10 protein-coding genes are annotated in these 12,562 nt (G+C 39.3%); 4 read left to right on the top strand and 6 right to left on the bottom strand.

The window, feature by feature from the left end; genetic code table 11:
- Positions 1 to 94: 94 nt before the first annotated feature.
- Positions 95 to 715, top strand: coding sequence for an AbiV family abortive infection protein (locus ACMFL8_RS06310; protein WP_413190409.1), 621 nt, complete (start codon positions 95 to 97; stop codon positions 713 to 715).
- 43 nt (positions 716 to 758) lie between these two features.
- Here the strand turns inward: ACMFL8_RS06310 and ACMFL8_RS06305 are convergent, their stop codons facing one another.
- The 6 genes from ACMFL8_RS06305 to ACMFL8_RS06280 all read right to left on the bottom strand — a co-directional run bounded on the left by ACMFL8_RS06305 (position 759) and on the right by ACMFL8_RS06280 (position 8,855).
- Entirely contained in the window at positions 759 to 2,327 is a 1,569-nt protein-coding gene (locus tag ACMFL8_RS06305; RefSeq protein WP_413190408.1) for a Tn7-like element transposition protein TnsE, read from the bottom strand.
- Positions 2,324 to 3,871 (bottom strand): TnsD family Tn7-like transposition protein, encoded by a 1,548-nt coding sequence (locus ACMFL8_RS06300; RefSeq protein WP_413190407.1) that lies wholly within the window; start codon positions 3,869 to 3,871, stop codon positions 2,324 to 2,326. Before ACMFL8_RS06300 ends, ACMFL8_RS06305 begins: the two co-directional genes overlap by 4 nt.
- 1 nt (position 3,872) lies before the next feature.
- Positions 3,873 to 5,546: an AAA family ATPase gene (locus tag ACMFL8_RS06295; protein ID WP_413190406.1), complete on the bottom strand. Its 1,674-nt coding sequence runs from the start codon at positions 5,544 to 5,546 to the stop codon at positions 3,873 to 3,875.
- 22 nt (positions 5,547 to 5,568) lie between these two features.
- The gene (locus ACMFL8_RS06290) at positions 5,569 to 7,671 is read right to left on the bottom strand and encodes a Mu transposase C-terminal domain-containing protein (RefSeq protein WP_413190405.1); all 2,103 of its coding nucleotides are present in this window, start codon (positions 7,669 to 7,671) and stop codon (positions 5,569 to 5,571) included.
- The gene (locus ACMFL8_RS06285; protein ID WP_413190404.1) at positions 7,655 to 8,470 is read right to left on the bottom strand and encodes a TnsA endonuclease N-terminal domain-containing protein; all 816 of its coding nucleotides are present in this window, start codon (positions 8,468 to 8,470) and stop codon (positions 7,655 to 7,657) included. The genes ACMFL8_RS06290 and ACMFL8_RS06285 overlap by 17 nt, the downstream gene beginning before the upstream one ends.
- Before the next feature lie 91 nt (positions 8,471 to 8,561).
- The gene (locus ACMFL8_RS06280) at positions 8,562 to 8,855 is read right to left on the bottom strand and encodes a hypothetical protein (protein ID WP_413190403.1); all 294 of its coding nucleotides are present in this window, start codon (positions 8,853 to 8,855) and stop codon (positions 8,562 to 8,564) included.
- 303 nt (positions 8,856 to 9,158) lie between these two features.
- Between ACMFL8_RS06280 and ACMFL8_RS06275 the strand changes: the two genes are divergently transcribed.
- From ACMFL8_RS06275 to dapA, 3 genes are all read left to right on the top strand, one after another.
- Positions 9,159 to 10,181, top strand: coding sequence for a proline racemase family protein (locus tag ACMFL8_RS06275; RefSeq protein WP_413190402.1), 1,023 nt, complete (start codon positions 9,159 to 9,161; stop codon positions 10,179 to 10,181).
- A 130-nt stretch (positions 10,182 to 10,311) separates the two neighbouring features.
- Positions 10,312 to 11,559: an NAD(P)/FAD-dependent oxidoreductase gene (locus ACMFL8_RS06270; protein ID WP_413190401.1), complete on the top strand. Its 1,248-nt coding sequence runs from the start codon at positions 10,312 to 10,314 to the stop codon at positions 11,557 to 11,559.
- 104 nt (positions 11,560 to 11,663) lie between these two features.
- Positions 11,664 to 12,545, top strand: coding sequence for a 4-hydroxy-tetrahydrodipicolinate synthase (gene dapA / locus ACMFL8_RS06265; protein WP_413190400.1), 882 nt, complete (start codon positions 11,664 to 11,666; stop codon positions 12,543 to 12,545).
- The last annotated feature ends 17 nt before the right edge of the window (positions 12,546 to 12,562 follow it).

Here is a 12,562-nt window from a genome sequence, read left to right as displayed (position 1 = left end):
CTCAGGCGGCTTATACATTTTGCTATAGCTAAGTACCGAAAGCTATCGAAGGCTTTGCAATTGTTATGGATATTCATTAACAGGGAGTCACGTAGTGAAAAGTACAGGTCACCATATAGCATACGAAGCATCTCTATCAATTTCTGATGGTTATATAGGACTACATAGTAGAGATGAGTATAACGCTGCTATTATGCATATCTTTGATTTGATAAAAGCTTCATATACCTTATTAATGGCTGACAGTGCAGCACCTTCGCTATTTTTATCTATTACTGTATTCGAGGAAATTGCCAAAGTGCACGCTGGTCACATGCGCTCAAGAGGAAAGCCAGAAACGAAGCAGAGAGTGAAGCGATCGAAAGACCCTCTCTTTAATCATGGCAAAAAGCATAGGATCTCTATCGACCCTTTATTTCTATCTTCTGAACGTTTATATAACAGTATTGGTAAAGAGAGAGTTGAAGAGATAATAATGAATTATGAGACAGGGAAATACTCAGCTCTTAGAGAAAAGTCGTTGTATTTTAGTCGAACTAATGAAGGTTTGCATATACCCTCTAGCTTCATAAGCATTAATTTATCAGCTGAACACCTACTGATAGCTATTGAGCTATTTGGTGAATTATTTTGGGGTATGACGGCTGTTGCTTCTATAGCGAGTGATGAAACTGATGAGATTTTTTTAAGAGTGACAAAAATACTCATTCAATGAAAACTATATAATTATGCTCGTTTTTTATATTAAGCATCCGCAATTATTCAGCTAAACCTAGAACCGTATCCAATCGCTTTTGCCATCGTATAAAATCGTCACTACTTTCAGTAAGTTCGAGCATACCTTTAGGATGGTTCAAGGTATGCACATCGTCAAACTTTTTTAAATAACTGGCCTTAGGCCAACGCAGTGATCTCTTAACAACTAAGCTCAGAAACTCATCCATATGATCGTCCCAGTAATCTAAATCATTGATTTTTATTATTAAGGTCGATATTGGCTTATAGTTGTCAGTAGTATCTATCTCTAAAATGACGAAATGAGAAGTGTCAGTTTTGACTCTTACTTCAAGTAAAGACCGTCTATTGCCGTCCATCGTTCTATGTAGCCTAGAGCGCCCAACAGCAGGTAAAAAATGTAGTTTTTCAGTACAGTCAGTCTTATGTCGTTCTGATAACATCTTGATTAGTAGCTTAAAGGCTTCAAATCGTTGCATATACAGTTCTAAAAAATCGCTGTCATCATCAAGCCCAGAGAAGTCCGCTTGGCATGCAGTACCGTCAATTGTGGCCTCATCTGTACCAAGATCTAGTTCTACTAACTCATCATAATCTTCAGTTTCTGCTCCTTGTGCGCCTGGAACTCTTTTTTTGACAACCTTTCGAGTTTCTATTGGAGTTGCAAAGCTAAAGGATGTTGTTGGCACCTCTATCGTTTTCGGTTTAGTGTCAATATCTGCTTCTTGCTGATCATCAATAGTATCACTACTTACTGAACCATTTGGCTTAGCTACGTTACTTGTACCGCCGCCTCTCGTACCAGCTTTGAATTTCTCACTATAAAATGGCACTTTTTTGGGCAAAGAGGAGAAAATATTACTGATCCCTATAATTTCATGAACATAGTAATTGCCAGTATCCTTGTGCATCCAACCTCTAGTGTCTAGTGAGAGGTTATCAAGCCGTGGCGGACTAAATTTAAAGCACCATGTTTTCTTGTCTTCAGTTTCCTGAACTTCTTCAATAAAATTTTTGGCAATACTTTCATAAGAAGAACGCGCATTTTCATCTATTAGTATCCAAGCCAGTAAGCGTCTCTGTCCTTCGTGATCAAAAGTTTTTAAAGGTAGAGAGCTTATAGGCAAAACATTTACCAATACTGAATCATCTGGCATGTCTTGAATCCAAAACTCTCTACTGAGTAATCCGTGATCAATACAGTTTCGAGCAAGATAGGCATTATGAAAAAATAACACTCGTGCAAACTCAATCTGAGGTATATGGATCGTTACTGTTGACTCATCTGGTCTGATATAGTCAAACACAAAGGTATTACCGCCGCTTTCTGAATCAATGCCTACTTGCCAATTAGCAATAGAGACATTACTCAAAACAAATGGGTAGCCACCTTTACGAGACTGCCCATCTGAAGGGTTTATGACCCTTCTTTTCGCGAGAGCTGGTAGATTTGATAGCCTGGTATGTAATATTTGATTTTGCCTAGTGCTTGTTACGTATAGCTCAAGATTCCATGTCTTCAAGTGTTTAAACTTGAAAATATTAGCAACGTACATTATTTTCGAGTCTTCAGGGAAACCTTTAGCGATCATATACTCACCTTGTTTATTCGCATATTTGTAATACTGTATGCATGCTCTAGAAACCTACTAGACTCAGGAGTAATTCGCTCATCACTCAATTTAGCCAGTCGTAATATCTCCCAGCGCTGTAAAGTTTGATTGTTCGATATACTATCAATTAATACCTGGCTTAACCGTCTTATTTGATAGTTACTAACGTCTTCACTATATCTGTCCAAAAATGCTGAGACTAAAGGTAGCTTATCTTGATTCTTCTCAATCATTGAGACTGAATCAGTTTGATTCATCCACCACTTTTTTGATTTACGAGGTAATGTTAAGTCGAAACATGTGTGATCGTTTATTTTGATCAAAGACCTCACAAACTCGCTATCTCGCTTTTGCCAATCTACAGTGAACCCTTTAGGTATGTGACGTTGATGGTAGTTTTTGTTTGTATTAATAAACCATGTCTTATCGTTACGATATAGCCATGCATAAAGAGCTTTATTAACTTTTCTAGCTTCTTTAATCGATTGGTGTTCTTTAATCAAGTCTAACCATAGGTTTCGATTTGACTTTACCAATTCACTGTCAGGCTTTATGGTATTTTTCGCTTTTGTAATTTTACCAGATAGGGTGGTTTTCTGGCTTTTCACCTGCATTATTATTTCTTCAAAAGTCCATTCTTGCTCCAATAATGAACTAATAGCGATAATATGTTCAAGATAACTGAACGATTTACGATGTTTACGAAAAATACCGCGAAGCCAACCTGTTTCACTGTTAAGTCTATGAAGATTGTTCGTTTCCAAAAGCTCGAATGACCATCTATTTTCCACCTTTTCTATTATACGAAGATGATCGATATGTTTAGACCCTCTTATACAGTTACTAGATCGAGCTAAACCGTGGTAAAAAGCAGTCCACTGCTCAAAAGTCGGAGAAGATTGTTCAGCTAAGGATAAAAGCTCAGATATTTTAGAAATGAGGAACCTATTATCTTCATTGACACTTCCTTGTGGATTTATATTACAGTTATGTGGAGTAGGGGCAATAAAATCATGACGGGAGTTAGGACGATATTCAACTGAAGAATCCGCTAATGATCCATGCTTGCTACAAAAAGTTATGCCTGGAATTTGCCACATACGTGACCAATACCATTCACCATAATCTTTAAACTGCTCATTAAAACATTGTGGGCAGTAACGGATATGTTTTACTGAGGGCAGTCTTGATGCATTATTCCCTATTGCTAAGTGAATAGCGCCTTGCGAATGATTAGCCATCCATCTCAAACATTCTTGTCGCCTAGACTCAGGGATAAAAGGAGCATACAAAGGAAAAAGCGTATGCTGATATGCAATATAATTCAGATTAAAACGGTTATGAGGATAGTGATTCGCTATTTTAGATAAATGGCATGGCAAATCAACAGTTGCAACTACTCCTCTATCTTCAAAAACATCATCTAATAACTGCTTTGGACTAATCAATCCAGCTCTAATCTTATACCTAGCAACTGTGCTATAGATCAATTCTTGAGGGTATGGCATAGGAAGATTAATCATACTAACTCACCTTAGGTAGCCAGTCGTTAATATCAAATATTAGCGATGTAGAATCTTTTAAGTGCTCATAAAATGAATTATCTTTTTCCTTTTGAGTGAACTGATAACGTAAATCTTCAGAATCAAGCGTATGCCAATCCTTTGGTTTGATATAATTCGATTTCTTTGTACGATTAATCGTTTGAGAGTCATCTTTTAAATTGCTGTTTCCAACTTCAACCTCTTTCGACCATTCTAAAATAATAGACATCAACTCGGGCATAGAGGCTTCAGGTAGCTCAGAAACTGCCTTTTTAACTGTAGGAACTAGTACAGCGGAGTCTTTCCCCATATCGACTAACATACGATGTAATCTAATGCTTAGTTCGCACCCCTGATATTCTGATACCTCATCGAACTCAGACTTCTTTTGATGTAGCTTACTTTGAAGCTGCAATAGCTTTTTATCAATGTCGGGTACTACTAGATCTGAAAACTCGGCAATTTTATCTGATCTACCAGATTGTAAGGCTTCTATCATAGGATGGATGGGTCTTAGATCTTCATCATAAGTGGTCTGCAGTAGTTTAACCGTAATACGCTCTATCCCTGAATCTATGGCTCTGAGTTGAGCTAGTACAAAAAGCTTAACTACGATATCTAAAATGCCTTGTGATAGATCATACCAACGATTTCTTACATCATCAGATAAGACAACATCTGCTTTTTTCAACCATTGATACTTCCACAAATTATCCGTAAACCTGTTCCATTCAGATTTGTATATTTTACCATCTGCTAAAACTATATTTGGTTCTTGTGCCATCTGCTCCCAAAAAACTGAGCCAAAACCTGCTCCACGTCGAGCTGATCTTAGGTCTCCTTCAAATATAAATCTAGCTTTTGGTGTTCCAACCATAACGACAGGAAGACCTACAGTATTTACTAGCGTCACAAAAAAATTTAACATTTTCTCAGCACCGCCAGATTTATTAACACTGAGATGCTGTATTTCGTCTATTACTAACAGTCCTATAGCATGATGATTAGATATCTGACGCATCAAATTCAATAAAGTTTCAATACTATGTCGTTTTAGCGCATACTTTTTTTCATAATTAGAGTCTAAAGCTTGGTCGATTGCTCTAAAAAAATGAAGACATAGGCTTTTAAGTGAACCATCATGTGGACAATCTACTCTTAGGTAGACAATTTGAGTAAAGTTCAAGTCTGAATGATAAATGACTTGAGGGTAGGTCGATAGAATTTTATTAAGGGTAGTCGTTTTACCACTACCTGAGCAGCCTATAAATGCCAAGCTACGAGCTGTAGAAGTCGCTGTAGGAAACCTAATCACATCGTCCTCACCAGACATTAAACGCTCATAGCCATTTTGAAGATGAGTATTTAAAGAGCCGTCTTTAGGATTGCGTCCAACATACCCTTCACGAATCATTATTGATAACTTCTTCTCAAGATCAATATGACGGTTGATAGGCTGAAAAAACAGTCCCATCATTTGAGATATCAAATGTGCTCGAATAGAAGAGGAAGCCTGACAGTCAGAATGATTGAGCTTTATATTACCTTTAAGTTTTTTGACCACTTGTTCTGGCTCTAGAATGTCAGGCAGTGCTTCAATGAATGGATTCCCTTTATAAGAACCAAAGCTTTCTTTATAAACTGCATTAATCATTACTGTCTCCAACATTCTATAATCAGTCATCTTCAGATAAAACATCATGATAAACTGGGAACTTAAGCGCTAGCTCTTCATCATCAAATTCAGTTTGACTTTTCGTGATTTTTTTGGTCGTAGGCAGTTGAATTAACTCACCTTTTTTAAACTTATTTCTCTGCCTGTCCTGTCGCTCCTTATCTTTAGCTAATCTTCTGTTATCATTAATATTAGCTAACTGAGCTGACTTGCTTTTAAATGCTGTTGGTTTAGCCTTAATAGCTTCTTTTATGATTTTTTCATTTTCTCGTTCAAGGGTTTCTAATGCGAAACTACTTTTAAGCTCCTGATTAGCAGCTGTTTTTTTCTGCTCTTCTTGTATTTGCCACACTTCCCAAAAACTACAGCCCTTAAACTCTCTTGATCTATCGGATAAATGGGCTTTCCAATAATTGAGGCTATCTTGTTCATAAAAGATAAAAATTGTATTCGCATCTAAAGGATCGTAAGCAACTTTAATCGACTTAGGTCTATTGATTGTGTTTTTCCGATGAAGCCAGCCTTTTTCTCTTATTTCAGCACAAATATAGTAATTACCAAAAAGCTTGATACCTAAATCTGAAATGGTGGCTTTTTTTCGAGGTAATAGCGCTATGTATAAAGCATCCGCTGAGACAGCACGCAGCCTACCTGTTCGATGTTGTAGCCCCCAATTCCATAATTCAATAGGAACTAAAGGTAAGTCAGACGGCATATCACTATCTCTATCATAGTGACTTAATTGATGAGCATTGTTATGCATCAAAATTGAATTAATAATAATTTTTTTGAAATCTGAAATTGTCAAAGCAGCATCTAGTCGATAGTCTTTGCCACCTTTTTTCTTCTCTTTAACCCCTGTGACTACTCCTGGTGCAAATGGTTTGAACTTTGCCTGCATGGTTTTAAAGTAACGCTCCACAATAGGTTTTAAGTCGCCACGATAAGGAGGGGTGTTCTCTATTCGAACTGAAAAGCTTTTTTCCAAGGTCTCAATTTGATGACCTAGTAACTCTCCACGATCTGCGAGAATTGCATCTGGCAAGCCTATACATGGCCAATCATCAGCTGTGATATTAATACCATAATTTTTACAATAACTTTGTTTATCCGCTACTGCCATCTCTAAGGCTTGAATACTCGTGGCATAGGAAGGGTTTTCAAATCCAATATAAAAACCTGCTACCATGCGGCTAAACACATCTGTAACGAAGTAAATAACTGGACGACCTACAATACTCTGTCTACCTGAATCAGATACTAGATAAATATCTGCAATAGTAGCGTCGATCTCATACCGTGAACCAGGACCAAGAACTTGAGTGTTAACAGTCGAGCTTAACTGTCTCACATCTTTGTTATAACTGATTTTATTATATCTGGCTTTAAGTTTTTGAACGGAAGTAAAGTTCTTATTATAAAAATACTTAAACTGCCAGATACTAGGAAAATCTTCTTCTTTAACGTCTGAGTTTAAAGAACGATACATAGTTTTAAATTGTCGGTAGGCATAAACAACTGTATGTTTACTATCATTTAAGAGATATTTATTGATGACAATTGAGAACAACCTTTCAACATTCTCATTAATTATAGCGGTTGCACCCTGTTTGTGAATCCTAGGTCTGCCAAGCTTTTTTTCTTTAGCAATACGTTTTTTACCTCTCGCTCCAGAGTTTTTGTAGTCTGGAAGCAGTGCATTAGGTATTTGTCCCCTCTGCCAATATTTTCTAATAAGGCGATAAAGAGTTTGGTTAGTACATTTCCCAGTATCTACAATATCATTGATCAATTTGGAACGTACTTCTGGTAAATAATAAAATTCATTTAAAACGACTGGTTGTATCAACTGATAGTTACTATCTCTATTGACTTGTGCAGTCGACGCATCTGATGGCGACTGTAACAGCAAATATTCATAGGGGTCATCTGTTAAGTAGCATTCTCCTTCTTCTATCAAGTCGACTAAAACTTGTAATGATATTAGTTCAGGCAGTGCTTTAGCCTCATCAATATCTATCCAAACTATCGTGTCTTCAGAAGTTTTTTTTAAAACTCTATATCTCTTACCTTGGTTATGATAAACATCATTGATTCGAAACATGCGGGAGATCCTCTGCTATCACTTTCCAACTCTCAGACTCGGCTAAATTCAGATCTCTACACCTAAGCTTTCTAAAATCAATACGTATATCGAAAGTGAGAAACCTTTGAGCTAATAGCTTTCTGAGCTCATTTAAAGACTGACCAAGTTCATGATGATATGCACTATCAATTTTTTTGCATAAATCTACTATTGTATCGTCTGAATTTTTTTGTATTTGCTCTGCATAAAAGCCTATCTTAGAGTGTATGTCTAAATAATTGTCTAGGTTGGACTCTGGATACAGCCATTTAATATTGTTTTGAACTTCTAAAGGAATATCTTTTTCTGTAATTATTTGCCAAGAAACACCTTTACTCTGCCAATAACGACGTTCTATTTCTAATTTTTCTATAACTCTGATGTCATTAAGATCTTTTGAGTATTTTGCTTGAAGGACAAATTGCTTATGAGATGGATTTAAGGTGACCACATAGAAATCCGAAGTCATTACGTGTATATCGCCTCTAATACTAGGGTGTTTAGCTTTGATTGAGCTAGCAAGCTTTTGAGTATCTTCAGGATTTAAAGGAAACTGCTCACGTATGTCAGTTATATCAGAACTCCATTCAAGGGTCAGAAAAACAGCTAGTTCTAAATCTGACATCAAATGATGGGTTCGCCGCGTTTTATGACCAAAAACTCTATGAGAACGGCCAGATGAAGATATGTCAGAGATTTTTATCCACGGTTTGTAGTTGGATAGCTCACCATGACCTCGTTTTTCTTTAATCCATTTTTGTTGCTTTTTGGAGAGCATAAAAAACCCCTGCTATTATTGTATTAAACAATAGCAGGGGTTAATAGTTGAGTCAACAGGATGATACTTTATTACTTAGGATGAATCTTTATTACTCAGGATGATACTCTATTACTCGCTGACAGGTAAACCCTACGATATCTTCGTGCTGACTCAACTGACAGCGTTTTAACAAGGTTTTGTTTGCCAGCTGATACCGCGCCTGCTCATCTTTCACAAAAAACACCACATTGGTCAAAGTATTCAGCAGCGGCAGTAATAATGAGACATTACCGATAAAAGCCTCACGGCTATCAGGACGATAGACAGTCATACTCTGCTGCAATGACGTGGTAAGCATAGCAAGCGCGGTATCTTCTATTACATCTGTTATTACCTCAGTCATCGCATCTCATCCCTGTCATATCAATTTTACATTCAGCCAAATATCCATAACTCGCAGGCTATGTCGCGTATATCTATTATTACCAATTTTTAGGCAAAGACTTCTCTAGTGTACACCGAGCCACTATGCAGAAATACGCATTTATCCATGAAAAAACAGCAAGACGCTCTCTGTAAAAAAGTCCACTCTATATATAGACCTCAGCAAATAACAACCAACTATTGGCTGTTAAATTAAAACCATTAGGTCTCATGCATAAAAAGCGGAATATAACTTTTTCACGGATGAATTAGGGCGTCGGTCATGTCTTCTATATTATTTAATTTTGAAATTATTGACTCGCATACGGGCGGCGAGCCCACTCGTATGGTCTATGACGGCTTCCCTGAACTCGTCGGCGACACTCTTCAAGATAAGCTGCAATACTTCAAACAAAACTTCGATCATCTACGCCAAAGTATCATCTTAGAGCCACGCGGCAATGATGTTCTTGTCGGTGCGTTACTTTTCCCTGCTACCAATCCTAAAGCCACAGCGAGCGTTATTTTCTTTAACAATGCTGGTTATTTAGGCATGTGCGGGCACGGTACGATTGGCGTTATTGTCTCATTGGCTTATCAACGAAAGATATCGGCAGGCGTGCACTGGCTAGAGACTCCCGTGGGTCTGGTTAAAGCAACCTTACATGATGATGGCAGCTGTAGTGTACAAAACGTCCCTTCTTACCGTTATAAAAAACAAGTTGACGTTCACGTTCCTGAATTAGGGCTTATCCGTGGCGACATCGCTTGGGGTGGCAATTGGTTCTTTTTAGTCAGTGAGCATGGACAAGACATTCAAGCAAATAATGTCGAAAAATTGACTCAAGTAACCATGCAAATTAAGCAAGCACTAATCGCTGCTAATATCACCGGCAAAAACGGCGGCGAGATTGACCACATCGAGTTGTTTGCCGATAGCGATGATGACCAAGTCGATAGTAAAAACTTCGTTTTGTGTCCAGGTTCAGCTTACGATCGCTCCCCTTGTGGTACCGGTACTAGTGCCAAGCTTGCCTGCTTAGCGGCTGACAACCGTCTAGCACCTGAACAACTTTGGCAGCAACAAGGCATAGTCGGCAGCGTATTCACTGGCAGTTATCAGCATGCAACTGAGCTTAATACTGAGTTGAATACCGATCTTAGTACTAAGCTCAATAATGCAGCTGGTACGGCTTATCCTGCACAGACCATTATCCCAACGATTCGTGGTCATGCTTATGTTTGTGCCGAAACCACACTCATTGTGCAAGAAGACGATCCTTTTAAATGGGGCATCCCGTCTTAATGAGCTCTCAGCATTATTTATGAAATAACCTGATTTATGAAGTGGCTTAACTTATTAAGTGACATATTTATTGATAAACGCGTAAACACTATCAAGAGTGCTTAATCGACGAACGTAAACGAGAAAAATTATGACTACCTCAAACGTCGACTTACATATCATTGGTGGCGGCATTATCGGTTTAGCGGCTGCGGTGACGTTGCAAGCGCGAGGCGTAAAGGTCGCACTGCTGGACGCCAATGAAGTGGGTCAAGGCGCATCATTAGGTAACGCCGGTCATATCGCTATCGAGCAAGTATTCCCCATTGCTGATGCCAGCATGCTCCGTCATGTACCCGCCATGTTATTGAATCCGACTGGACCGCTGCGCATAGACTGGCGCTATCTGCCGCGTTTGATGCCTTGGGCGATGCAGTTGCTAATGAATATGCGCCCTGAGCCATTTGAGCGGATTCATCAAGCATTGTTAAGCTTAAATAAAAATAGCCTGCAAGCATGGCAAGGTTTTGCCAATCAATGGCAATTGGAAGAATGGGTGCAAGTAAAGGGTTCGTTATTAACGATTGAAAAGCCTAGTAGCCTTGAGCTACTAACAGCACACGGTAAGCGTCTCAATGACATTGATGTGAGCAATGAGCTGCTGAGCAAAGAGGATTTATTAGAGCGTGAGCCTGCCTTACAAGAGAACCAGTTAGCGGCATTATTTTTCCCAAATACAGGACATATCACCAATTTAAAAGCCGTTATTAATCAGCTTCACGATACCTTTAGACAATTGGGTGGTCATGTCATTGAACATTGTCGCGTCCTTGCAGCGACCAATGATGCAGATGGTATTCATTTGACCACCAGTCAAGGTGACATGACATCGTCCAAAGTGCTGCTAGCAGCAGGCGCCCACTCTAAAGCCTTGGCCAAGCAATTAACGGGCGTCAACATCCCTTTAGATACCGAACGTGGTTATCACTTAATGCTACCTCATGAAAGCGCGCGCTTACAGATTCCCGTATCGAGTTTGGATCGACGCTTTGTCATGACCCCGATGCAAGACGGCCTACGTTTGGCGGGTACGGTGGAGTACGCAGGACTGGACGCGCCTGCCAATATGCAGCGAGCACATATGCTATTAAAACATGCGCAGCCTATGTTAAAAGCGCCGTTAGATGCTAGCGATAGCGTGTCATGGATGGGGTTTCGTCCATCGACCGCAGACTCCTTACCAGTCATCGACAAAATCGAGCGCGTCTTTTTAAGCTTTGGGCATCAGCATTTAGGTTTAACGCAAGCTGTCGTTAGTGCGCAAATGATTGCCGAATACTATTTTGATGAAGACCATACGATTGATCCAAAACCGTATCAACTTGCCCGCTTTAAATAAGCAGCTTATTAAAAATTTATGAACCAAGCAAAAATCAACCGATTCATCATTGAATCATTACCCATTAAATCACCAACAATATCAATCCCAATAAGGATAGTCTCATGAACATAAATGGAATTTTAGTCCCAATCGTCACCCCTTTCGACAATAACGGTAACGTTGATGCGCAAAAATTAACGACACTGGTCAAAGCCTTTATTGACAAAGGCGTAGCAGGTATCGTCGCTTGCGGTACCACAGGGGAATACTATACGTTTTCGGCAGCGGAGCGTGAGCTGGTATTAACCACTATCGCTGAAGCCGCAAAAAATAAAGGCGCTGAAAATAAAGTCACTCTGATTGCTGGTATCAACAGCTTATCGACTGACCACTCTATTGAGCTTGCCGCACAAGCCAAAGCCTTAGGTTATGACGGCCTTATGCTGTCTGCCACCCCTTATAGCTTACCTGAGCAAGATGGCATCATCGCTCACTTCGAAAAAGTCGCGGATGCTAGTGAGCTGCCGATTATTATGTACAACTTCCCTGATCGTGTTGGCGTTGCCATTGAATTTGACACTGTTGCTCATCTAGCTAAACACCCCAATATCATCGGCGTAAAAGAAAGCAGCGGCGACTTTAGTCATGCGCTACGCATGCTGCAAGCTGATTTTGATGACTTTGATGTGGTTTGTGGCTGTGATGATCAGCCCGTTGATTTCTTCTTTTGGGGTGCAAAAAGCTGGATTGCAGGCGCAGCCAACGTTTTCCCAGCAGAGCAAGTTGCATTATTTAACGCCACTCAGCAAGGGGACTGGGATAAAGCCAAGCAAATCATGAGTGAGATTTATCCTGCTATTCATTCTATGGAATCTGGCAACTACAACCAAAAAGCCAAAGCGGGCTGCTTAAAAGGCAGTATGGATGTTGGTTCAGTTCGCGTGCCTCTAACTGACATGCCAGAAGACGAAAAAGCAGAGTTTTTAGCCCTACTGTCTAAATAGCACTCAGCTCAGTAAAA

Origin of the sequence: Psychrobacter sp. AT9, from assembly GCF_047272965.1 — a bacterium.
Classification (GTDB): Bacteria; Pseudomonadota; Gammaproteobacteria; order Pseudomonadales; family Moraxellaceae; genus Psychrobacter; species Psychrobacter glaciei.
This window is presented reverse-complemented; position numbering and strand designations above follow the sequence as displayed.